Source organism: Clostridium sp. FS41 (assembly GCF_000954015.1).
Taxonomy (GTDB): domain Bacteria; phylum Bacillota; class Clostridia; order Lachnospirales; family Lachnospiraceae; genus Enterocloster; species Enterocloster citroniae.
Genome location: NZ_JYHN01000081.1, coordinates 90,294 through 114,588, shown reverse-complemented (window position 1 = coordinate 114,588; position 24,295 = coordinate 90,294). Strand labels below are relative to the sequence as shown.

Genomic DNA, 24,295 nt, shown 5'->3' with positions numbered 1-24,295 from the left:
CCATGCTCCGGAATCCGTCCACAAAACGCAAAATACATCAGGTACCTGTCATAAATATAGCAGGTACCTGATGTATTGTCAATATGAACGTACGATTTATTTTTTAAAAAATTATTTTTCCTTCTCTCAGCGGACAAGGACGCACGCCCCTTGGCCGCTGAGGATATATTACAGTGATGTTACACATCATGCATATGAAAAACAGAATGCTTGCTTATAAAGATAAACCATCTCCTGATTTAATGATCAAGAGGATCCACCCTACCCGCTGCAAAGCACTCAAAGGAATACCCCATCTCCAACAATGTTTGATCCTCCCCATATTCCGCCACAAATGTGGCGCCCTGGGGAGCATTTCCCGTTCCGGTCCCGAACGGTACTGTCAGCTCAGGATAGCCTGCTGCTGCAGGAGCCGTGGTCCCTGAACTGTTTAAAAAGACAAGCCCATCCAGGCGGTCCCGGTCAAACACCGCTGACAAGGCATCATCTGCATTCCGTATGGATCCATTGATCCGGTCCATATCCGCGTTTTCAATCGTTACCGCTTCCTCCAGCAGATCTTGTCCGTATTTGATATTCCTCTGGGGATTATTCCGGTTAAACACGATCAGTTCTTCCAACGTTTGGATAGGAAAATGATAGGCCTGGGCATAATCTTCAAAATCCTTTTTAAAAGAAAGCGCAATATGGTGAAAGACAATGATCCCGTTCTCATTTAACTCCGGTTCCACCACATGAACTCCCATATCCTGAAGTGTTTTCTTTAACTCATCCAGTTTTTCTTTGTCATTATATTCATATCTTATTAGGCCTATTGTCTTTCCTTTTAAGGCATCCGGCCTATAATCCGGCGAAACCGGGGTGTTGGCCGCGCCGTTGTACGCGGTCCCCGCATCCTCCACACACTTGGCAAGGATCCCTGGGGTATCGATTTTTTTAATAAGCGGGAAAATGCCTTCTGACGAGATACTTCCTCTGGAAGGTTTGAACCCTACAACCGAGTTCATGGCAGCCGGAGCTATAACAGAGCCGTCCGTTTCCGTTCCAACGGACACCGGAGCCAGATTGCATGTCACCGCAACGGCGCTGCCGCTGCTGGAACCGGAAGCCGACAGCTTTAACGGCCCGAACGGGTTGATCGTCTGCCCTTTATTGCCGCTGTATCCGGCCGGCATAACGCTGGATACATAACCGGAAAACTCTGACAGATTGTTTTTTCCCAGAATCACCGCCCCGTTTTCTTTTAGGGTCTTTACCAATTCTGCATCCTCTGAGGGATAATAATCCGAAAAAGCAGCCGTACCTACGGTGGTTGCCATGTCCGAGGCATTCATGTTATCTTTCAGCATGACCGGTATTCCGTACATACCACGACCTGCCTTTGGGTTATCCTTTCGCTCCCGGTCCCTTTCCCTGGCATCCTCAATGGCATGGGGATTCACTGAAATTACGGAATTATACCCTTTTTCCTTCTGGTCAAGGGTCTGGATCCGATAGAGGCAGATCGCGGTCATTTCTTCATAGCTGATCGTTCCTTTGGCTGCTTCGTCCTGGATTTCCCGGATGCTTTTTTCAAGAATATATGGTTCCTTTTTCCTGATCTCTTCCATCTTCATCCCGTGGAGCTGTTTTTCAATGGAATCCAGCACCCTTTGATTGTTATAAGAGATCCATGCCTCGCCCGGAGGGGCTGCTGCTTTTATATAGATAAGCACTCCTGCCGCCAGAACGATCCCCACACCTGCCGCAGTGATTCCTATTCTTTTTCTTTTATCCGCACCTTTTTCCGTACTTTTATTTATGCCTTTACTCATCTATTTCTCCTGGCAAAGCTGTTATTTTCGGATATATCCTTTCACCTAAAACATGGTTTTATTCTTTACCAAACCATGGTTTTATATCCTGTTATTTTACGAATGCCGGCAGCTGCACAGTGCAGCACGGTTATTTTTATAATAACACCCGGATTTGACATTCATGTGACAAAATAAAAAGCTCCATGGACCGATTACCGCTCCATGGGCCAAAATATCTCCCCGTCAATATCCGCTATATCACTCAGAGGGATCCCGGTCCCATCCCACAGGACAAGGAGGTTTTTATATTCGGATAACTGTTTGATGCTGCCTGTGACCGTGGCATAATGCCCTCCTTCCTTTTTCTCATCCGGAACAAAATATGTGACTGAAACAGAAGGGCGCTCTTTTAACTGCCCCTTCAAACATTCTTTAATGATCAGCAGCTTTTGGTCCAAAGTCTCCTTTTCATCCTCATTCAGCTCTATTCTTCTGTCCGTCAGCCGCGCCGTCTCTTTTACTGCGGATTCATATCCCGTCAGGGCCGCAAACGGGGAAAACTGGGCCGCCCGGTCCGAAACCGCCATCTGAGGCCTTGACAGGGAAACATGGCGGGGCAGGTTGATGATATCATCATAGCGTTGGGGATCATCCTCTTCTTTGCGTATCATGCCTTGTGACCTCCGATCTGCTTGTTGCGCTTCATGGTTGTAGCGCCCTCCTCCAGGTTCATGCCCTTAAGGATCGCATTTTTCCCAAATTTCTTCTTGATGTCCAGCATTGCTTTCTGCATCCGTTTCTCCCGTTCCTGATCCTGTCGTTCCTGTTCCCTCTGCTTTTCCATTGCCTCATAATCCGTAAACAGATCCAGCTGTTCAAATGTCTCCTGTTCCCGGATACCGCTCTCCTCCTCCACATGGGCCGCGGCAACGCTGACCCGGCGGACCAGCAGGTCCCTGTCCACAATCCGGTCGTACAGCCTCATGGCTGCTTCCATGATCAGCCTGGCGGACGAGGTTTTGCATCCCAGATTCTCTGATCCGTGGGCATGTCCCGGGATCCGGCGTCCATATCGGTCCGTCACAATGGGTCCCTTATACCGGCTGCGTATCTCCGGCCGGGTTAGATTCTCTATATCATAGCCAACCGTAAGCACGATCTGGTCCGTCACCATCCCTTTATCCACCAGGTCCAGGGCCAGAAGATCCGTCATTTCCTGGACGATCAGCCTGGCCTTTTCAAATCCGTACGGGCACAGCAGCACCTGGCCGGAACCCATGCTGCTCTCCTGGGGTTTATATGCCTTGATGTCCGCAATGGTGCACGGTTCCCATCCCCATGCATGGTCAATGAGAAGCTCTGCATTGATCCCAAACAGCTTGTACAGCAGATCCTCATTATAATAATCCCCCTGTCTGCCCAGGGAACATCTTGCAATATCGCCCATGGTATAAAGGCCGTGTTCCTCCAGCTTTTTCGCATATCCCTTTCCCACACGCCAGAAATCCGTAAGGGGCCGGTGGGTCCACAGGATACGCCGGTAGGACAGTTCATCCAGTTCAGCGATCCTGACTCCGTTTTCATCCGGCTCAATCCGCTTTGCCACAATATCCATAGCGATCTTACAAAGGTACAGATTCGTCCCAACCCCGGCCGTGGCCGTGATCCCGGTGGCCTTTAGCACATCCAGGATCATTTTCCTGGCCAGTTCACGTGCCGTGAGGCGGTAGGTGCCCAGATAGCTTGTCACATCAATGAAAACCTCATCAATGGAATAAACGTGGATGTCCTCCGGGGCAATATAATTCAGGTAAATGTTGTAGATCTTCGTGCTGTAATCCATATACAGGTTCATGCGGGGCGGGGCGGCAATATAATCCAGTGATAATGCGGCATCCGCCTTCAGCTCCCTGTCATCCGCAGAACTTCCGGAAAACACATGGTCCGGGGCCTGTCGCCTCCGTATGGCATTCACTTCCCTTACCTTTTGGACCACCTCAAATAATCTGGCCCGGCCGGGAATCCCATAAGCTTTTAGGGATGGAGAAACCGCAAGGCAGATGGTCTTCTCCGTTCGGCTGGTATCCGCCACCACCAGATTGGTGGTCAGGGGATCAAGGCCGCGCTCCATACATTCTACCGAAGCGTAGAAGGTTTTTAGATCAATGGCAATATAGGTTCTGCTCTCCGTCAACTGTATCCACTCCTTTTGTCCGTAAACCATAACATCATTTTCACCTCTCGGACAGTAATATTATATCATATTATTCCTCTGATTTTGTACAACATGTAAAGAAAAGGCCGCCGCCCTCACGATTTTTCAACCGCAAAGGCAGCAGCCTCATTAAAACTAAAGCAGTCTTACCGGTCCATGCCTGCTCCCATCATACGTAAGATCCGAAAGGCCTGCTCCCTTCGCATCTCATGGTTATTCCAGGCTTCATGGCTGGCCCTGCACTTTTGCTCCGTGTCCCGGAACCGCTCTTCCAGGGTCACGGTCCGGTCTCCCTTTACCAGCTTATCTGCCAGGTACACGATAGCCGCCTCATTGATCTCCTCCTGTTCCAGGCAATGGTGCTACCGGATGATCTCTGCAACCGCGGGATAACCTTCCCGCATCAGGATCCTGGTTCCTTCCCGGGCATGGTTCTCCCTGTGCCGCGCGATATCGTGAAGCAGGGATGCACTGCGGATCAATCCCTGGTCCAGGGACACTCCCATCTGTTCCTGGACCTTTCCCAGCACTTCTGCTATGGATGCAACTTTGCAGCAGTGTTTCCTGACCGGCTCCGGGGTCCTGTAATGTTCCAGCATTGCGGCACACTCCTCATCTGTGGGATACAGCCTTGGCATTCTTCCCAGTTCCAGTAGCTGGTAATTAAAGCTGCCGTTCTCAAGCTCCCGCACCGCTATGCGGCTGATCCCTCCGTATGGCTGGAACAGGGCCCGCGATGTCTCCAACGGACTCCCGGTAATGCCGGCCAGAAAACAGCAGTTGATCCCTGCGTGGGCAACCACCGCCACATCCCCGTCCGTCTCCTTCAGGATCCTGGTGACCGCCCGTTCCATCCTGGATTTCGCCTCGGTTCGTCTCTCCCCTTTTACGGGTTCCTGCTCCAGCGTTTTATCCAGATCCGCCATGGGAACATTTTCCCACTCCCCCATATCAAGCTCCTGGAGGTCCTGGTCGATCCGTACCGGTATTGCCATCCGGTCCGCTCCATTCTCATCCGGTATCCGGTTCCCATCCCGCCCGTCCGTTTTCCATCCCCCCAGGATCCGCGCGGTTTCTATGGAACGCGTAAGCTGGCTGCAATAGATATGTTTCACCGGATGGAGTCTAAAATACTCCCTCAAATCTTCTGCCTGGCGTTTCCCCCAATCGTCCAACAGTAAATCGGTCCGCCCAATGCACCTCTTAATTCCGTTGGGAAATCCCACTCTCCCGTGACGTATCAAATAGATTATCCTCATATCAGCTTCCCTCATTTCCCTTATCGGTTCCCAATACTCTGTCTGGCATGGTTCCACTGGATCAGATCCCGGTATTCTCTCTGTGTGTCCACATCCTTTAAAATCCCTTCGTCCTTTGTCTCCAGTTCCAATATGACGGCCTTCGTCCGCTTCACAGCTTCCCAAAGACCGCCGTCCCCATTGTCCCCGCAGACCGCCGCGGCAATCCGGCGTTCCATCACCAGGGGATGGCCGGGAATACCGCGGCACACAGGGTATACAACCTCCGCGTCCATGTTTAAAAGACCGGCAATGGTGTCCGGCCTGACAGCCGGAATATCCATGGGCATGACCATGACGCGTCCGCACTCTCTGACAGCTGCCTCCATCCCCAGCTTCACAGAATCAAACATCTGGGTCTCCCTATACCGCTCATTTCTCACAAACCGGACGCCCAGCGGGCGTAAATGCTCCTCCAGCTCATTTGCTCTGAATCCCGTTACCACCACCACAGGGTCCACTCCCAGCTGAAGGAGCGTGGAAACCACTTGACGGGAAATAGTATCCCCGCCAAAGGGAAGCATGGGTTTAAATGCCCCCATCCTCGATGAAAGACCGGCTGCCAGCAATACCGCACCTGTTTGTTTCATCCCTTTATCCCCTTTCCGGGAAATGACTTCCATCCCCCAAGCTTCCCATCCATTAGATCTCCTTGCCCTCCAGTGAACGGACCAGAAGTTTTTTCATTTCATCCGCCTGATCCCGGCCATCACCGGTCAGTATCACTTCCCGGCATACAAGAGCGGCTGCCTGTTCCATTGTCCCGCTGTTTATTTCCTTCCCCCGAAGAAATGCTTCGGTCTCGATCATGCGCACCGGCACAGGTGCGATCCCGCTGTATACGATCCGTGCATCCCTGATCTTCCCGTGCTGCACAAGATATGCAAACGCCACGCCGGACCCATGACCAAATTCCAGATATCCGCTGGTGTAATCCCCAGATTTTGGAATTTCAAACGTCTGAATCACCTCTCCAGGTTCCAGCTGCCCGGCCGGATCGGTCACACTGAAAAAATCCAGCGCCCGCCGGCTCCTTTTATTCGTCCTTATCTGCGCATCCAGGGCGGTCAGGATCGCCCGGGTACAGGATCTGTTCACTCCGTAGCATCCGCAGTTCAGACACCGGACAGCTTCCGTGCTGACCGCTTCCCAGTCTGTACCGCAGTCTGTACCGCAATCCCTATCCCCCAGCCCGGATGATATAGGGGCTATCCGTTGATCCATCCTTCCGGCAAATGCTTCCCAATCAAAACCAATAAATGTTTTTCCAGGTTTCATATATGATTTAAGGCCAAAGTCCAGATTGATCCGGTTGGCGGTCTCATAGCCTCTGCGCACCTCCCTCAGGAATTCCGGCGCGCTGCAAGACATGTGCGCCCCCTCTGCCAGACGGTCAAATTCATTCTCATCCCATTCCCCGCTGTCCGCGCCGAACCGGAATACGACCCCCATGCCGGACAGCGCCCGGATATATCCGCTAAATTCCGTTTCCGGGAAATCAGGAATCATTTTCTTAAGTTCCTTTGTGAGTTCTTCCTCTGACCGCTGTTCAAACACCCATACGCGGTTTCCAAGCTTTCGCAGATAGAAAGCGGCAGCTGCCCCGGCCGGACCGCATCCTTTGACGGCGATCCGCTTCCCGCTGTCACCGGATGGAACGGCGTAAAATATCTCAGGATGGGCCGCGATATCATCCCCCATCGCCTGAAAGACCCCGCTGATCCCCACGCTCCGGTCATGCTTTGAACGGATACAGGCAGCCTCACATTGTCCGCACATCCGGCAGGTAACAGACGGCATGGGATTATACTTCATGATGATCCTCCGGGCCTCCAGACCGTCTTTGTCCCGCAGCTGCTCCAGTACGGCCGGTATCTCCATGCCAACCGGGCAGGCGGATACACAGGATGTTGTTCCAACCGCCTTGCCTCCCATCACGGAAAAGGCGCATCCCTTTTCCCAGAGGGCATGGCACTCCGTACCGCCTTCTTTGATACAGGGCACTGCGCTTCCTGTGAAACCACAGTTAACATTCTGAAAAATTTCATCACATATGGTTGGTGCCTTTACGCCGGTGTCTTTGTCCTCCGATGTTTCCATCGCTGTATCCACCGCTGTGTCCTCCAATGCTTCCTTCCCTCTGCCGGTCAGCATCACCGCAGCGTCAAACAGCGGTTTCGCCTCCCGTTTCAGCAATTCTGATTCAGCCATGACGGAAAGCGTTACCCCTGCTCCAACCGTTATGATATCCTCATTTTCAGAAATGCAGCAGTTTAATGTCTGTTCCATAAACAACGCCTCCCCCATATTTCCACTTGCCACTTACAATATCCGGTTCCTAACCGGAGCCGGATATTGCCGCAGCATTTCACTTATATATTATTTGTCCGGTACAACCCGCCTTACAGTCCCAGGGACCTCTTGATCTGTACCTTTATCTCCTGAAGCTTGTAGGCGTTTTCCTTAAGAGGCGCCGCGCCGGCGCAGGCCAGCTGTGCCGCCTCCTCCGCCAGTTCTTCGGTGACGGCCTTGCCTGTGAGAAGTTCCTCCACCTTGAACAGGCGTACCGGAACAGGGGCTATTCCGCCCGCTGCCAGGCGTGCGCCGCGGATGACTCCGTCCTCCTCCTTATATGCGTAGGCAAGGGAGGTAACGGCAAAGTCAATGGACTCCCGCAGACGCATCTTCAAATAGCCGGTGCGCCAGCCTTCCTGTTTGGGAATTGTGATCTCAGTCACGATTTCTCCCGGCTCCAGTTTGTCTGCGGCATGCATCACGCCGAAGAAATCTTCCGCCTCAAATACCTGTCTTGTGGTGTGGATTTTTGCGCCGAGGGCGATCAGCACCGGACTCATGTCGGAAGCATTTACGGAATAGCAGCCGCAGTTCATGCAGCGCCCTGCCTCGGCTTTTGCTTCCTCCTGTGTCAGGCTTTCTGAATCTTCTTTTTCCAGACAGCGCTCATTTACCGGCGTATCCTTCTCCACCGCAGCCTTTGGAATCTCAATGGCCAGGCTGTCATGGCGCAGGAATCCTTCTTCCTCCTTTTTGGGCTGAAGCGGGAACCCCATATAGCTGCTCATGCTTCTGGCCGCAACGCCGCCATCACGGACCGCCTTGATGGCAACAGACGGACCGGAGGCCGCATCGCCGCCTGCATAAACGCCCGGCGCCCTTGTATCCTTGTGTTCGCCAACCTCGATCAGGCCCCTTGCATCCTTTAATTCCTCTTTGTATTTCTCGCCCAAGAAGTCCAGGTCAACACGCTGTCCGGTTGCAAGGATGATACAGTCGGATGCGAACATCTGCTTGTGCGCGTCATCATAGACCGGACTAAAATGTCCATGCTCATCAAATACGGACACGCATTTCTTGGCTTCCAGTCCGGCTACCTGTCCGTCACCGGATTCCACCACGCGCTCCAGGCCCCAGCCGTTATAAATCTCCACACCCTCTTCCTCCGCGCGTGCGATCTCTTCCTCTGTGGCAGGCATCTCCTCCCGCTGCTCCAGACACACCAGCTTTACCTTCTGTGCGCCCAGGCGGACGGCTGTCAGAGCAACGTCCATGGCAACATTTCCGCCGCCGCATACAAGAACTTCCTTCCCGATCTGCCTGCTCATGAACTTCTTCACTTCCACCAGGAAATTGAGGCCGAAATGGGTCAGCTGCTCGCCTTCAATACCAAGGATCGGCTGTTTCCACGCTCCCGTATCCAGGAACACGGTATCGTGATCCTGTTTGATGGTTTCCATGGCAATATCCTTGCCCACTTCCGTATTGTACTTAAACTGTACTCCCATTCCCGTTATGGCCGCCACCAGGTCGCGGACATAATGCTTGGGCAGACGGTATTCCGGTATTCCGTACATGAGGACGCCGCCGGCTTCCTCCATCTTCTCATAAACCGTGACCTGATGTCCGGCCTTGCGCAGATAATATGCGGCTGTCAGGCCTGCTGGGCCTGCTCCCACGATTCCAACCTTCTTACCGGTCTCCTGGCTGGGAGCCGGATAGAATCTGGATGCATGTTCCAGAATGTAATCTCCCAGAGCGCGCTCTACGGAGTGGATGCTGACTGAATCCCCGTGCTGGCACTGGTTGCATTTTGTCTGGCAGGTATGGGGGCATACTCTGGCTGTGAGCATGGGCATGGGGTTCACCTGCATGATAATTTCAGCTGCCCCGTCCCAGTTGTCCTCTCTGATCTTCTGCATATAAGCCGGGATATCCGTTCCCGCGGGACATTCCGCGGAACACGGCGTTATGCCTGCTTTCATGCCGCCCATGACGGAATGGTACTGATTCCTTCCATGGATGGCGTAGCATTCCTCTCCGCCCTTTCTTGCACACATCAGGCGTCCGCCTATGTTATCCGGATAACGGTAATACCAGCAGCGCACATCCTGGCAGAGGTTTCCGCCCATGGTTGCCGCATTCCTCACAATTGGGGATGCGATGCTATGTGCTGCTTCCCGGACCGCGTTCAGCCCGCCTGCAAGCAGGCCGGATTCCTCGATGTCGCAGAGCTTTGTCAGCGCGCCGATGGAAACCGTATCGCCATTGTCCCTTATGTATCCGGTATCCGAAATCTCCTTCAGGTTTACAAGCAGTTCCGGATAATCCGGCAGCAGGTTCTGTTTCAGGGTTCCGATCAGATCCGTACCTCCGGCAACCGGCTGGGCTTTTTCATATGATTTTAATGCCTCCGATGCTTCCTCAAAACTACCGGCATTGATATGACTAAATTTTTTCATTCCATTCACCTCCCCTTAAGCTTTTCCAAGTGCTTTCAGAATCCGGTCAGGCGTTGCCGGATACTCGTTGATCTCCGCTCCTCCGATGGCGTTCTCAATGGCCATCAGTACGGCCGGCGGTCCTCCTGCTCCGGTTATCTCACCGATTCCAATGGCGCCGAACGGGTGGGCTGTGGGGAACTGGGACTCCAGGATCGATGTATCAAAATGGGGAAGTTCATTAAAGGGCCTCCACTTGTAATCGATCAGGTTGTGAGTCATAATACGTCCCAGCACAGGATCCAGCACATGCGCTTCCAGCTGCGCGGTATCCAGACCCGCAGATCCAAGGCCGCCTTCAAACTGCATCTTCAGCTCGATGGGGTTCACGATCTGTCCCACATCGGATGCGCCCAGTACGTCCACTACCTTTACCAGTCCGGTATCCAGATCCACTTCCACTTCCACAAAGATCATGACACAGTTGTTGTGGTTAAAATCTCCCTCGATCCCGCCTGTACCTGTGATTGAATAATACAGAGGACAGATCCGCAGCCATGGAATCCGGTTGGACGGGTCATCCTTCTTAAATATCATCATATCCTTTGTATCCAGTTCCTCGGGACTGCATCCCATCACGGGAGCCGCTTCCTCAAGCAGCTTCTTTCTGGCCTCTGCAGCCGCTCTTCCAACTGCCGCGCCGCCAGTGATGGTTCCTCTGGAACCGGCCAGTCCGAAATCAGCCGGGTTGGTGCCGTTGTCGGCCTGCACCACAGTAACTGCTTCCATGGGAACGTTTAACACCTCTGCCGCCACCTTTGCAATGGCCAGACGCTCGCCGTTGCCGCATTCCGAAATAACGCAGTGTACGGTCACCTGGTCATTTTCCAGGCGCACATATGCAAATGTCTCGTCACTCTGTGGATCACCGCTGCTGTGAAGGCTGAAGCCCACGCCGTACGCCTTGTTACCTTCCACTCTGGTGGGCTTGCCCCATCCTTTCCACTTCCGGTACCATCCGAATTTCTCCGCCGCCACATCAAAGCACTTGGTGTAGTCGATCACCGGATTGCTGTATTTGTGTCCGGTTCTCCAATAATACTCATCCCCCGCCTTGCAGAAATTCTTCTTAAAGACGGTAACAGGATCCATATCGATCTGCTTTAATGCCCGGTTCAGCAGATGGAGGGCGCAGGATTTCAGTTCCTGTCCCCCAAATCCTCTGGCAATGCCCACCGGGGTCAGGTTGGATACCACCACCTTGGCGGTCACGTCCCAGTTAGGTGTCTGGTTGAGAACCAGGTTCAGCTCGCCCAGGCCTTCCGCTACCTGGCCCTGGGTCAGCTCGGAGCCAACGCCGGTGCTCACAAGCCAGTCGCCCTTGATCGCATGGATCATGCCGTCCTTCTTAACTCCGATCTTGCCGATAAACTTGTTGCTGAGGCGGCGCTCATATGTAAGAAGATGCTCTTCCTTTGTCATGTTGAATTTAACGGCGGATCCCGCCACCTTTGATGCCGCTACCACAAGCATACTGGTATAGCTCAAGCTGTCCTTGTTGCCGTAGCTTCCGCCCACGTTAGGGGTGATGGTGGAAATGTGCGCCCCAATGGTCAGTCCCAATGGTTTGGCAACCATGTTCGGTCCCTGCGAGGACGCCCATACGGTTACATGGGAATCATCTTCCCATCTGGCCGCGATAAACGGAACCTCGGGTGCTCCCGGGAAGGACGGCTTGTCATAAGAAACCTTGCCTTCCACCACCACATCGCTTTCTTCAAAGCCCTTTTCCACATCTCCCTCGCGGATATAATAAAATGGCGGATCATTTCCCTCAAAATAGCTGCCGGGAGGCAGACAGTTGTTCTCGTAGTGGTACCCCTTGGATTCGATGTTATCCTCTGCCCGGTACACTTCAGGCGCACCCGGCTTGATGGCCTCCTCCACATCATATACAGGAGTCAGCTGCTTATACTCCACCTCGATCAGCTCCAGCGCTTCCTCCGCAATGTCATTGCTCACGGCGCTCACCGTTGCCACCACATCACCTGTAAAACGCAGATGCTGATCCATCACCGGACGGTGGGCGGGAACGCCCGTCTTCCATGCCGGCGCGTTCTTGTAGGTCATGACGGATTTCACCCCGGGCATGGCCTCTGCCTTTGAGGTATCAATGGAAACAATCTCCGCATGAGGGTAAGGGCAACGCAATACTTTCATGTATAGGACATTGGGTATTTTTATATCATCACAGTAAACAGCCTTTCCGGTCACGATCGCACGTCCATCCTGGCGGCGGCGCACTTTTCCAATATGACGGTATTCAGACATTCTTATTCCCTCCTTTACAAAATAGACTTCACTGCTTCGATCACCTGGTAATGGCTGATGCAGCGGCAGTAATTGCCCGACAGGGCATCCTTTATCTCTTCCTCTGTCGGGTTGGGATTCTTATTTAACAGGGACTTTACCGCAATGATAATGCCCGGCGTGCAGAATCCGCACTGGAATGCACTGTGGGACAGAAATGCTTCCTGGATCGGGTCCAGTTCTCCTGTCACCGGATCGCTTAAGCCCTCAATCGTAACAATTTCTTTTCCGCCGCATTCCGCTGTGAGCGTGATGCAGGATGCCACCGCTTTCCCGTCCATGAGTACGGCACAGCATCCGCATGCCCCCTGTCCGCAGGACATCTTGGTTCCCGTCAGTCCAATCCTCTCCCGCAGAGTCTCCAAAAGTGTCTCGGATTCCGGAATCTGGCCCAGCCTCCGCCCAATGGTAAACTCATACGTTTCCCCATTAATCTTCAGAGTCAATTCGCTGCCCATTATAATCCTCCTTTCAAACATATATTTGTACATCCAGCAACAGGCAGTTGCTAGTTAAATATATGACAATCATATCTCCAACCAAGAAAATATTCTATCATGGGGACGAAGGTTTTTTGTGTATTATTGTCTATATGTAGACATTTTTCTCCTGTCTTATTATATATTTTTTACTTGAACGGCACACTGTTATTTGTTATAATATTATTTTAGTTATATATATTGTACATGGAAGCCTGGGAGGATCAGCATGGGGAACATCAGTTTTGTTTTCGAGGATGATTTTATTAAATACAAGAACATGTTTGAACGGTACTGCCCGCCTCCCCTGAACGTAAAAAAGGGAACTGATCTGTGCAGACAGTGCTATACCAGCGACTGGATGTACTACCTGGCGGACGGCATTGCCAAGGTATATATGACCAATTATGACGGTAATGACCGCATTATTGATTTCATGAAAAAGAATACCCTGATCGGAATGGACTGTGTGATCCCAACCCTAAAGTCCGTGGTCAGTATCTCCTGCGTCACCGATATCCACGTCCTCCCCTTTAACGCGGATATCTTAAAAAAGATGTTGGAGGAGGACCCGGAATTTGCTTATGACCTGGTATTATATTACGGAAAAGTCCTGCGCCAGGTAACTTACCATTCCGGGAACCTGGGAATCAGCAATCTGACGGCCCGCTTTGCCAATTTTCTCTATCTCTTTACAGATACGCCCGAATACAGGGAAAAGGGCAGGATTTCCATGACGCAGGAAGAAATTGCCGCGTCCATCAACATTTCCCGCGCCCAGGTGGCTAAGATGTGCGGCCAGATGCGGGGGGAGGGGATCATCGAGACAGGCAACCGGTCGATTGTGATCAAGGATCTGGGAAAGCTTCGGAATTATTGTCATTTGTAATCATAAAGCATAACAAAAATCCCCGCAGTCCATGTTGAAACTGTGGGGATTTCTATATTAGACCGCTGCATCCATCGGCAATTCACGTGACCGGGCGGTCATGATGGGCGGGTGAAGATCACGCACACCGGGCTCTCCGTGTGGATCACATCCCCCACCGGCATAAGCTTTCCGCTCCTCCTGTCCAGTTCAAACTCCACCAGTGTATCCGACAGCTCATTGGCCGCAAGGATCCGGTTATCCCCGGTGGATACGGTGATAAACCTGGGCTGCTGTCCTCCGGTTTTCACGCAGTCCGCAAAGGTGAGCATGCCGGTTTCAGGGTCAATGCGAAAGCTGGTCAGGCTGTCATGCTTCCGGTTGGATACGACCACGTACTCTCCCAGGGGATCCATCACAATACCGCTGGCCCAGCCGTCTCCGGTATAGGTGTCCGGCAGGGTAGGCAGGATCTGTTTGGGTGTCAGCAGCCCCTGCGCGGCATCAAATTCATAACAGGTCACTGAATAGTCCTTCTCGTTCACTCCATACCCAAACCGGTTGCCCGGACACATCACAAAATGTCTCGGTTCCGCGATCTCACGGGAGCGCACCGTGCAGGTCTTCTCCAGTTCTCCTGTTTCCCAATGGATCCTGAAAACCACCACCTGTCCGAATCCTGCCTTACGTCCCTGGCAGGATACGATGAGATAAGCGCCCGTTTCATCCTGAGCCACCTGATGGGGATGGGACACGTCCCCCGTCTTCACACCGGGGATCGTATATAAATGTTTCCGTTCCCCCAGCGTTCCGTCCTCCATTCTGGGAATGACCGCCACGGTCCCTGTCTGCAGGTTAGCCACAAATACCCAGCGGTTGGATGCGTCCACCGAAAGGTGAACCGGGTTGGTTCCTCCGGTAGATACCGTATTAAGCCGGGTTAGTTCCCCTGTCTCCCTGTCCATGGAAAAGGAGGTGATCTCACTGAAATCTCCATGTATGGTGTAGAGAAAATGTTCTGTCCGGTCCATGCAGAGGTAGGATGGGTTGACCAGGTCTCCCACGGTCCGGCGCCTGGTCCATTTTCCTGAATCATGGATTTTGAAAACCTGGATCCCTCTGCCCCTGGCGCCCCGTTCCTTCGTGGTCCTGCAGCCCACGTATGCAAATCTGTCCATATGTATCCTCCTAGATCGTGTTTGAAATTTTTTTCCGCCATTTGTTTGCTATTTGTACGCCGCCTGTATTCCATCTGTACACCCGCTTCGCGGCCTAATCAGCAGAACAGCTTAAATCCCCCCGCAAGGGCGAATATGACGATCACCATAACCGCTGAAAACGACAGGGCAAACAGTCTTGCAAACAGAGATTGCTGCACCTTTTCCGATGCATCCGTCTCCTGGGTATAAGAGGCCAGAAGCAGGCTTCCGCCCGTGGACAGAGGGCTGATCCCGGCCACGGTTGCCCCTCCCACAATCGACATGACCATCTCCAGCACACTGGTGCTGCCTCCCACATTGGATACAATATCCGGCACCGTGGGGATCAGAGTGGGAAGCACCACACCATTGGCAGAGCTGAACCAGGACATGATACCGGCCGTCAGACCAATGAGAGGAGCGGCCGTCACCTGGTTCATCATGGAGGCCAGCAGATTGGAAAGCAGCTCAATACCGCCCATCTCCTTTGTCACGCTCATCAGCACATTCACACCGCAGATCAGGATCAGCACGCTCCACGGAACCAGCCGGACGGCCGCCTTTTCATTCACCGCCCCGATCAGGATCAGCGCCAGCGCCAGGGCAAATGACACCAGCCCCACATCATACTGAAAGCCTACAACCGCAATGACCAGCACAAGGATGGCTGCAATGCCCATTTTCTGCTGACGGTTAAAGGCAGGAAGGTCCGAGGCAGATACGGCATGATCTGATTTTAGCTTATACCCCTTATAGGCCACATAAAGCAGTACTGCGCAGAGGAGGTTTGCAGCGGTAACGCCTGCAAACACCGGCGCCGCCATGCCGGAAAAACCGAATTCGGCCGTCAGGTCCGTCACAATGATACCGGATAATGCGATGGGCGAGGCAGTCCCTCCCACCGCCCCCAGGATGGCCATACATGCCATGAGCACAGGTGACGTATCCATCTGGACTGCCAACGAAACCGCGAATATGATCATTACCGACTGCACCGAGATCGCCCCGGGCCCGGCCGCCGACAGGCCGTAGGAAACAGCGTAGATGATTACCGGGATCAGATAAACATGCGTTCCCACCAGGGTCACCATCTTCTTTGACAAAAGCTCCAGCGTATGGTTCTCCTGCAGCAGACAGAAGAAAAACATGGTGCCTAAAAGCGTGATAAACAGCTTACTGGGAAACCCGTTAAATATCACTTTGGTATCCACGCCGCCGATCATCCCAAGAACAAATGCCAGGCCCAGCGACACGATACCCACATTAATCTTTCTCACAAAACCCAATACAATGGCTGCGGCCAGAAACAGCAGCGCAATTGCCTGAAATACCATATATATACTCCTTCCAAAGCCGCCCGGACCAAAGCCCGGGCCAGTTGTGTACTGCAATGACTGCTTTGACCCATGATGTAACATGTACTGCAGCGTGTGCCATTTGCATGGTCAGAACCGGATTACACCGATCAATGTAGAGACAACCAGAAGAAGGATACTGGCCGGCCACAGAATACGCAGGGAATATTTGATATGCTTGCCAATGGTGCTGTCCGCCAGGCCAAGGCCCACATAGACCGCAGCCACGCTGGGGCTGATGGGAGTGCCGAGGGTTGCAGTCAGCAAAAAGGTGGCTGCCACCACTTCCGGCGAGATCCCGAACTGTTCCACCACGCCCAGTATAATGGGCATCAGTGCATAATAAAATGCATCGGTTCCCAGGATCATAATAAGGGGAACCGCAAACAAGGCCATAAACCAGTGCATATGGGGTGCCACTCCGGCCGGAAGAATGCCCACGATCGCGGCAGCCATAGCCTCCACCATGCCGGAATCCTTGATCACGCCCATAAAAATACCCACGGAAAACAGTGTCATGGTCATGATCATGGCGGACGCGGCATAGCTCTTAAGCTGCTTTGTCTGTTCCGCCGTGTTGGGGTAATTCACAGTCAGCGCAATACAGAATGCGATCATAAAAATAAGGTGCAGAGGCAGGCCGATATCCACAAATAACAGCGCCAGCATCAGGACCGTAAGCCCAAGGTTAAACCAATAGAGTTTCTTTCTTTTGGCAGTGCCCTCGCCTGCCCCTTTCTCGTCAGCCGCCGTATCATCCTTATCAGCTCCGGCTCCATTATGTATCTCGATCCGGGCGATCACAAATGCGATCCCAAATGCGATCACCGCCAGCGCTGCAACAGAGGGCATGATAAACTGGTACAAATCTGAAACCTCGATCCCGATCACGGAAGCCGCACGCATGGTGGGACCGCCCCATGGAACGATATTCATAACACCGTACATGCCGCACATGGTTCCAAGCAAAGCTTCCGGCCGGACCTTCAGCCGCTTGCAGATCGGCAGGAATGCGGGAACCACGATCAAAAACGTGGTTGCGCCCGAGCCGTCCAGATGTGCCACAAAGGTAGTGATAACCACTGCAAACAGCACGGTGGTAACATTGTTCCCCACCCGTTTGATAAGGAAATGGATGATCGGATCAAATAGCCCCTCATTGGACATCAGCGTAAAATAAGAAATGGAAAAAATAAACAGAACAGCCGTACTGAGCATTGTATTGAGACCGGTCTTCACAAACCCGCTGATGGCTTCGATCCCAAATCCACCGGCTACTGCCGCGATCAGCGGCAGCAGTATAAATGCAACCGGAGGCGACAGCTTATCCTTGATCAAAACAAACATCAGCACAAACATCAAGATAAATCCAATTACTGCTAAATTCATGTGTAAATCCCCCGTTTATATTAGTGTACACCATTATTCCATAGTCTGCCACGCTTTAATCCAGGTGCAGCGGGCGTATCTTTCTCACCACATCCAGAATGGTGCCGTCCCTGGCCTCCACAACAGCCACTACCTGGTCTTCCCACTCCAGACGGTCCGGTGTTCCCACCAGGCCGTATGCCTTATCCCGCAGCGTCTCTATGGTCACATGGGCGATCCCGGCGGCATCCAGGCAGTCGATCAGGTCGCGGCGCAGCGGGTTCACGGCAATGCCGTAATCCGTCACCAGCACATCCACACAGTCTCCCGGCGTGGTAACCGTCACCACCTCATCGCAGACCGTGGCCATACGCCCTCTGGTAAGAGGTGTGACAATGATACAGCATTTGCTTCCGGCCGCCGTGTCCGGATGGCCTCCCGGCGCGCCCCGCAGCACCCCGTCCGAGCCGGTGATCACGTTCACATTAAAATCCGTATCGATTTCCAGGGCGGACAGCACCACGAAATCCAGTTTATTTACATAAGCGCCTTTATTGGCCGGATTGGCGTACTCACTCAAGTCCGTCTCATGGTGGTTGGGATTCTTAAAAATGTGGTCGATCGCCCCCTGGTCAAAGTCCTGGGTATCCAGAATGTGCTCCACCAGCCCCTTATCCTGAAGACGGCAGACCGCACTGCTGGTCCCGCCCAGTGCAAAGCTCATCCGGATATTCTTTTCCAGCATATGCTCCTCCAGGAACTGGTTCACCGCCAGGGACGGTCCTCCCACACCTGTCTGGAAGGAAAATCCATCCTTAAAATACGGTGTTGCGGCAATGACATCCGCCACATGCTCGGCCATCATAAGTTCCCTGGGGTTATCCGTCATACGCGCTTCTTTTGTGGAAATCTTACCGGCATCACCGATATCATCCACCAGACACACACAGTCCACATCAATGGCGGATATGGAAGATGGCAGATTGGGAAATGGCGCCAGTGTATCCGTTATGATAACCGTGTGGTCTGCAAAATGGGAATCATGGATGGCAAATCCCATGGAACCGCAGTTGTTCTTTCCGCCCACGCCCTTGGCATTGCCGCAGCAGTCGGAGGTAGACGCAGCCAGAAACGCGATATCAATATGCACCTCTCCGGCCTCCACCGCTCTCGGCCTGCCGCCGTGGCTTCGGATGACCGCAGGTGTCTTCAGTCTGCCCGCGGATATCACCTCGCCGATCCGTCCCCGGACCCCGGACGTCTGAACTCCGATTACCCTGCCGTCTTCTATATAATCTGCGATCACATCCTGGGCATTGCCCAGCGATGTGGCCGCAACCGTAATATCCTTTAATCCCATTTCCTCCACCAGGACCTTTGCCACCATGCCGGCCACATAATCCCCGTCCCTGAATTCAGTATGAAAGGAAAATGTCATCCCGTCATGGGCGCCGCACCGTTCACATGCTTCTCGGATGCTGCCGCACACCTTGCTCTCCAAAGGCTTTACAAACCTCCGTGTGTTGGGGGAATCCTTTTTCACATATTTGCCATCCATATAGTATTTGCCCTGATATACTTCTTTTCCATTTACAAGAAGTTCGTCAGGAATGTCTCTTTTTACCGCATTGATCATTGACCGCCACATCCTTTCCCTTTATAAATCACCCTTATACACGCCGCAGGCCTTTGCCAGCGCAATCACTCTCCTCGCATCCTCAAAAAACGGAATATCCACCATCTTGCCGTCAACCGTATACACGCCCACACCGGAATCCGCCTGTTCATTAAAAGACCGCACCAGCTTCTCCGCGTAAGCAATCTCTTTGGCAGCGGGGGCAAATGTCTCATGTACAAACCGGATCTGCTTGGGATTCACGATGCTCTTGCCGTCAAATCCCATTTTCCGGTTCTGGATCACTTCCTCCTTAAACCCGTCCATATCGTCAATGTTGGGGTACATGGTGTCAAAGCACTGAACGCCTGCCGCCCTGGCCGCCAGCAGCATCTGTCCCCTGGCTGCCAGCATTTCAATGCCGCCGCGTTCAATCTGCACATGCATGCTCTTTCTGAAGTCACCTCCGGAAATGGCGCACCCGAACATCCGGTCCGAGGCGGTCACGATCTCATAGGCGTTCATTATGCCCTTTGGGCTTTCAAGCGCAGCCATCAGAAGGGTTCTGCCCTCCTCCACGCCGAATTCACGTTCCGCTGCCAGCGTGTGCTCCTCCACGGTCCTCACGTCCTGGGCGCTCTCACATTTTGCAATGCGGATTCCGTCCGCGCCCCCTGCCACCACGCAGCGGATGTCCTCCTGCCAGTGGGGCGTATCCAGTCCATTGATCCGGACGATCACCTCCGTATCGCCGTAATCAATGTGTTTCAGGGCCTGAAACAGGGAGAATCTGGCTGCATCCTTCTGGTTCTCGGCCACCGCATCCTCCAGATCCAGAATGATACTGTCTGTTCCATAGATATACGCATCTTTAATCAATCCCGGTTTCTGTGCGTTCATGAACATCATGGTCCTGCGCAGCCGGTTTTTCTGTGGTCTTGGACGTGGAATCATTTTGCCATACCTCCCCATGGAATATTTTTTTCTGCTGCGCCGCAGCTTCTGTATACCGCGCACTGCACCCTGGCTTTGAGGGTGCACTCCAGAGCGCCCTTGTCCACCACCTTTACAACTCCTTTGCTGACCCCCAGTGTGTCAAGGGTCTCCAGGACCGCCGCCTTGATCTGGCGCCCGTACTGGTTCATCACACTGCTCTCAATGGTCAGCTCGATCCCCTGCTCTCCCGGCTCCACCGTAACCTGCGCATCGCTGGACTCCAGGGTGCCCGCGATCGCTGTTTTCAGAATTTCCATAAGCTCTTCTCCTTTTCCTGACTGATTGCTCTTGCATGCCTTTATTAAACACCGGTTCCAGGCAAAAGTAAAAGTCAATTTTTTCGTAATATACCATTCTAATTTTGAATCGTATTTTTATTTACATTATTACTTTTTATATTATAATGGTCTTATAAATACATTATTTTTTAACTCATTCCCAGATGGTTCTCAATTCATTCAATTCTTATATGGAATATATATTTCTTTTTATCCATTCCTTATAAGAATTGAATAAAATACTTTTATCATGGAGGCGGTTATGGACGAACGCGATTTTGAACTATTGGATATTTTGGAAAAAACAAAGAACATCACACATGCGGCTGACCTTTTGTATGTGACACAGTCATCCCTGTCAAAGCGCATCACCGCCATTGAGAATGAACTGGGTGTAACCCTTCTGATCCGCTCCAGGCAGGGGATCCATTTTACCCCGGAAGGTGAGGAGGTGCTTAAATATACCACCCAGGCAGCCAGACAGCTCACCTTGATGCGGGAGGCGCTGAATATCAGCCGTTCCTATGTATGCGGCACCTTAAATGCAGGAATATCCATCAACTATGCCCTCTACCAGCTGCCGGATGTGCTGGCCCGATACCGAAAACAGTATCCCCATGTAAATACCCACGTCATCACGGACCAGAGCCGGAATATTTACATGCAGATCGCCCAGGGTCTGATCGATGTTGCGATCATCCGGGGCGAGTATCCCTGGAAGGAACATAAGGTCCTGCTGGACCGCGAAAATATATGCGCGATCTGCAGTGCCAAAGACAAGGGCAAACATCTTGGAGAAATTCCATATATTGGGAGAAAAACAGATATGGTATTTGAACGGGAGACAGCCCAGTGGATGCGCGAACATAATATACAGCCTCAGCAGCACGGCATCTTTGTGGACAATATTACCACCTGTGTGGAGATGGTTACCCGCGGGCTGGGCTGGGCCATTGTTCCGGAGATATGCCTGAACGGCTTTTCCGGCGATATCCGCCCTCTTACCTTTGCCAATGGGGAGCCCTTTGTCCGATCCACCTATATCATGTATACAGATACCGCGCTTTCTTTGCCCCAGGCCGAGGCATTTATCAATATTGTGCGAAACCAGGAAAACAAAGGAGTTTGACATGTCCGACTATACCATTTCCCGGATTTTTAAAAGCGACCTTCATGGCAGCCGGCAGATGGATCTGCTGCTGTTACAGGAAGGAATCCGCAGGGATCCCAATCTGGATTACTCCTGCGGACTGTTTGATGACAAAATGCAGCTGGTTGCCACGGGAAGCTGTTTCGGCAATACCCTTCGGTGTTTGGCGGTCAGCCGCCTGCATCAGGGCGAAGGGCTGATGAACCGCATTGTGACCCATCTCATGGAGGTACAGTATTTCCGCGGCAACACCCATTTATTTCTATATACAAAATGCTCCGCCGCCAGATTCTTCCACGATCTGGGATTTTATGAAATTGCCCGGATTGACGGGCAGGTAGTGTTTATGGAGAATAAGAGGAATGGATTTGACAAATATCTGAAAGGTCTTAGCGGTGATCTGGCACAGCATGGTGCAGATTGCCGTGGTGCAGATTGCCGTGGTACAGGTTGCCGTGGTACAGGTTGCCGTGGTGCAGACTTCCGTGATGCAGCCCCCGGATCCAAACCGGTCTCAGCCATTGTCATGAACGCCAATCCATTTACCCTGGGCCACCTGTATCTGATCGAAAAAGCGGCTGCACAAAGTGATCTGCTGCACATTTTTATTGTAAGCGAGGACGTCAGCCTTGTGCCCTTCCAGGTGAGAAAACGGCTGGTCATAGAAGGGACCGCTGGGATTCACAATCTGGTCTACCATGACAGCGGGCCTTATATTATCAGCAACGCAACATTTCCCAGCTACTTTCAAAAGGATGAGGATGCCGTGATCGAAAGCCATGCGCGGCTGGACCTGGCTATCTTTGCCCGGATCGCCGGGACGCTGGGGATCACCTGCCGGTATGTGGGGGAGGAACCATTCAGCCGGGTGACCGGTATCTACAACCGAATCATGGAATCCCAGCTTCCAAAGGCCGGTATCCATTGCCGCGTGATTCCCCGAAAGCAGGCGAACGGCACGGCAATCAGCGCCTCCTCTGTGCGCAATGCCATCAGGGAGAACCGCATGGACCTGCTTGCCGGTCTGGTTCCCGACAGCACTTATAGGTATTTTTGCAGTGGGGAAGCAGGGCCTGTGATCCGGGCCATTACAAGTCAGGATGATGTGATCCATTATTAGAAGGAGAGACTACCGATATGAATATTGATTGTTCCAAGATTGCGGTCGGCAGGGAAGCGGCGCTTTTAGACATGCTGGATGCCAGAGAACGCAGGCAGGATATGCAGAGAGCTCTGATCGGACAATACCATCTTCCGGTCATTTCATTTACCCTTAATATAGTGGGGCCGGTAAAAGTATTTCCCCTGGCTGTGGAAACATTTTATGAGGGAGTGGACCTGATCGGGGCGCAGCTTAACGCCTGGAAGATTCCGGTCCTCTGTACCCGTTCCATCACGGCCCACACCGGCTGCGAATACTTTTGGGTCGTGGACGGAGATCTTTGTTTTATCAAGGAAACCCTCTGCCTTCTGGAGGACAGCTTAAGCTTCGGACGGCTGTTTGACATTGACGTGATCAACACGGACGGGCGGAAGATCTCCCGGACCGAGCTGGGATTTCCGGTCCGCAAATGCCTGCTCTGCAGCCGGGACGCATTTGTGTGCGGCAGGGCCAGAACCCATACGGTGAAGGAACTGCTTAATAAGGAATGCCAGCTCATGAAAGAGTATTTCACCTGCAGGTACGCAAAAAAACTTTCCTCTCTTTCCATGCTGGCCCTCTTATATGAAGTCAGCGTCACGCCTAAGCCCGGCCTTGTGGACCGCAGCAATACGGGCGCCCACAGGGATATGGATATTTTCACCTTTGAGGCCAGCGCCGTTTCCCTGAACCATTTTTTTGAAAAGTTTGCCCTGTGCGGTATGGAAAACAGCCATGAATCATTTTCCCGCATCTTCTCCCGTCTCCGCTCCCTGGGCATACAGGCTGAGGATGCCATGATGAAGGCAACGCACAATATCAACACCCATAAGGGTCTTATCTTCTCCCTGGCCATTATGAACTGTTCCCTGGGTTATATGTACGCCAATCAGATCCCCTATTCCCAGGACAACCTGCTGTCGGTAAACCGCAGGCTGGTGGAGGATGTGCTGGAGGATTTTAAGGATATCACAGCGGAAAATGCCGGGACAAACGGTGAGCGCCTGTATGCCCTCTATGGAATGAAGGGCGCGAGGGGGGAGGCGCTGTCCGGGTATCATACGGTTTTAAAGGTGGCCCTTCCTGTGCTTAAGGACTATCTGGGAAAAGGGTTTTCCATCAATGACGCCGGTGCCATGACACTGTTACATATCATAGCAAACTCGGAGGATACGAATATTGTGAACCGCTCTTCTTATGGGGAGATGAAAGAGATACAGGGGAACCTTGGGAAAATGCTTCAGGAGGAAGAAATCATGCAGGGACAGGATGCAAAAGCTGGACTAGATGCAAAAGCCGGACTGGCGTATATAGAAGATCTGGACCGGGACTTTATACAACGCAATATCAGTCCGGGAGGAAGTGCGGATCTTCTGGCGCTGACGTATTTTATTTATCTGTTTGAAAAAGAATTTGGGTGAGGGAGGACTG

20 protein-coding genes are annotated in these 24,295 nt (G+C 52.4%); 4 read left to right on the top strand and 16 right to left on the bottom strand.

Annotated elements, in window-relative coordinates; all coding sequences use genetic code 11:
- Nucleotides 1-239 precede the first annotated feature (239 nt).
- The 10 genes from CLFS41_RS26015 to CLFS41_RS25975 all read right to left on the bottom strand — a co-directional run bounded on the left by CLFS41_RS26015 (nucleotide 240) and on the right by CLFS41_RS25975 (nucleotide 12,873).
- Nucleotides 240-1,814 carry an amidase family protein gene (locus tag CLFS41_RS26015; RefSeq protein ID WP_007859272.1) on the bottom strand — a complete coding sequence of 525 codons (1,575 nt, stop codon included), beginning with the start codon at nucleotides 1,812-1,814 and terminating at the stop codon, nucleotides 240-242.
- A 194-nt stretch (nucleotides 1,815-2,008) separates the two neighbouring features.
- Complete coding sequence (locus CLFS41_RS26010; protein WP_007859275.1) at nucleotides 2,009-2,467, bottom strand: hypothetical protein; 459 nt, start codon at nucleotides 2,465-2,467, stop codon at nucleotides 2,009-2,011.
- Nucleotides 2,464-4,020 carry a DNA methylase gene (locus tag CLFS41_RS26005; protein ID WP_045093980.1) on the bottom strand — a complete coding sequence of 519 codons (1,557 nt, stop codon included), beginning with the start codon at nucleotides 4,018-4,020 and terminating at the stop codon, nucleotides 2,464-2,466. Before CLFS41_RS26005 ends, CLFS41_RS26010 begins: the two co-directional genes overlap by 4 nt.
- Nucleotides 4,021-4,157: 137 nt before the next feature.
- Nucleotides 4,158-4,331, bottom strand: coding sequence for a hypothetical protein (locus CLFS41_RS30185; protein ID WP_161797514.1), 174 nt, complete (start codon nucleotides 4,329-4,331; stop codon nucleotides 4,158-4,160).
- Between the two features lie 42 nt (nucleotides 4,332-4,373).
- Nucleotides 4,374-5,270, bottom strand: a complete 897-nt coding sequence (locus CLFS41_RS29190; protein ID WP_161797513.1) for a histidine phosphatase family protein — start codon at nucleotides 5,268-5,270, stop codon at nucleotides 4,374-4,376.
- A 20-nt stretch (nucleotides 5,271-5,290) separates the two neighbouring features.
- Entirely contained in the window at nucleotides 5,291-5,899 is a 609-nt protein-coding gene (locus CLFS41_RS25995) for a nucleotidyltransferase family protein (protein WP_040415491.1), read from the bottom strand.
- Between the two features lie 52 nt (nucleotides 5,900-5,951).
- Nucleotides 5,952-7,598, bottom strand: coding sequence for a hypothetical protein (locus CLFS41_RS25990; protein WP_045093979.1), 1,647 nt, complete (start codon nucleotides 7,596-7,598; stop codon nucleotides 5,952-5,954).
- Between the two features lie 113 nt (nucleotides 7,599-7,711).
- Nucleotides 7,712-10,066 (bottom strand): FAD-dependent oxidoreductase, encoded by a 2,355-nt coding sequence (locus CLFS41_RS31055; protein WP_045093978.1) that lies wholly within the window; start codon nucleotides 10,064-10,066, stop codon nucleotides 7,712-7,714.
- A gap of 15 nt (nucleotides 10,067-10,081) precedes the next feature.
- On the bottom strand, nucleotides 10,082-12,376 hold the full coding sequence (locus CLFS41_RS25980; RefSeq protein ID WP_045093977.1) for a xanthine dehydrogenase family protein molybdopterin-binding subunit: 2,295 nt from the start codon (nucleotides 12,374-12,376) through the stop codon (nucleotides 10,082-10,084).
- 14 nt (nucleotides 12,377-12,390) lie between these two features.
- On the bottom strand, nucleotides 12,391-12,873 hold the full coding sequence (locus CLFS41_RS25975; RefSeq protein ID WP_007859286.1) for a (2Fe-2S)-binding protein: 483 nt from the start codon (nucleotides 12,871-12,873) through the stop codon (nucleotides 12,391-12,393).
- A gap of 250 nt (nucleotides 12,874-13,123) precedes the next feature.
- Here CLFS41_RS25975 and CLFS41_RS25970 point away from each other — a divergent pair, with 250 nt between their 5' ends.
- Nucleotides 13,124-13,783, top strand: a complete 660-nt coding sequence (locus CLFS41_RS25970) for a Crp/Fnr family transcriptional regulator (RefSeq protein WP_007859287.1) — start codon at nucleotides 13,124-13,126, stop codon at nucleotides 13,781-13,783.
- Nucleotides 13,784-13,881: 98 nt separating this feature from the next.
- Here CLFS41_RS25970 and CLFS41_RS25965 read toward each other — a convergent pair whose 3' ends face one another.
- From CLFS41_RS25965 to citD, 6 genes are all read right to left on the bottom strand, one after another.
- Nucleotides 13,882-14,940: a lactonase family protein gene (locus CLFS41_RS25965; RefSeq protein WP_045093976.1), complete on the bottom strand. Its 1,059-nt coding sequence runs from the start codon at nucleotides 14,938-14,940 to the stop codon at nucleotides 13,882-13,884.
- A gap of 98 nt (nucleotides 14,941-15,038) precedes the next feature.
- On the bottom strand, nucleotides 15,039-16,295 hold the full coding sequence (locus CLFS41_RS25960) for an SLC13 family permease (protein WP_007859289.1): 1,257 nt from the start codon (nucleotides 16,293-16,295) through the stop codon (nucleotides 15,039-15,041).
- Nucleotides 16,296-16,406: 111 nt separating this feature from the next.
- Nucleotides 16,407-17,705, bottom strand: coding sequence for a citrate:proton symporter (locus tag CLFS41_RS25955; RefSeq protein WP_045093975.1), 1,299 nt, complete (start codon nucleotides 17,703-17,705; stop codon nucleotides 16,407-16,409).
- Between the two features lie 55 nt (nucleotides 17,706-17,760).
- Entirely contained in the window at nucleotides 17,761-19,320 is a 1,560-nt protein-coding gene (citF, locus tag CLFS41_RS25950) for a citrate lyase subunit alpha (protein ID WP_045093974.1), read from the bottom strand.
- 21 nt (nucleotides 19,321-19,341) lie between these two features.
- A complete protein-coding gene (locus CLFS41_RS25945; RefSeq protein ID WP_045093973.1) occupies nucleotides 19,342-20,253 on the bottom strand; it encodes an aldolase/citrate lyase family protein in 912 nt (303 codons plus the stop codon).
- The gene (citD, locus tag CLFS41_RS25940) at nucleotides 20,250-20,552 is read right to left on the bottom strand and encodes a citrate lyase acyl carrier protein (protein ID WP_007859297.1); all 303 of its coding nucleotides are present in this window, start codon (nucleotides 20,550-20,552) and stop codon (nucleotides 20,250-20,252) included. Before citD ends, CLFS41_RS25945 begins: the two co-directional genes overlap by 4 nt.
- A 283-nt stretch (nucleotides 20,553-20,835) precedes the next feature.
- Here citD and CLFS41_RS25935 point away from each other — a divergent pair, with 283 nt between their 5' ends.
- The 3 genes from CLFS41_RS25935 to citG are packed head-to-tail and all read left to right on the top strand — an operon-like array spanning nucleotide 20,836 to nucleotide 24,285.
- Complete coding sequence (locus CLFS41_RS25935) at nucleotides 20,836-21,702, top strand: LysR family transcriptional regulator (RefSeq protein WP_007859299.1); 867 nt, start codon at nucleotides 20,836-20,838, stop codon at nucleotides 21,700-21,702.
- 1 nt (nucleotide 21,703) lies between these two features.
- On the top strand, nucleotides 21,704-22,843 hold the full coding sequence (locus CLFS41_RS25930) for an adenylyltransferase/cytidyltransferase family protein (protein WP_045093972.1): 1,140 nt from the start codon (nucleotides 21,704-21,706) through the stop codon (nucleotides 22,841-22,843).
- 17 nt (nucleotides 22,844-22,860) lie between these two features.
- The gene (gene citG / locus CLFS41_RS25925; RefSeq protein ID WP_045093971.1) at nucleotides 22,861-24,285 is read left to right on the top strand and encodes a triphosphoribosyl-dephospho-CoA synthase CitG; all 1,425 of its coding nucleotides are present in this window, start codon (nucleotides 22,861-22,863) and stop codon (nucleotides 24,283-24,285) included.
- The last annotated feature ends 10 nt before the right edge of the window (nucleotides 24,286-24,295 follow it).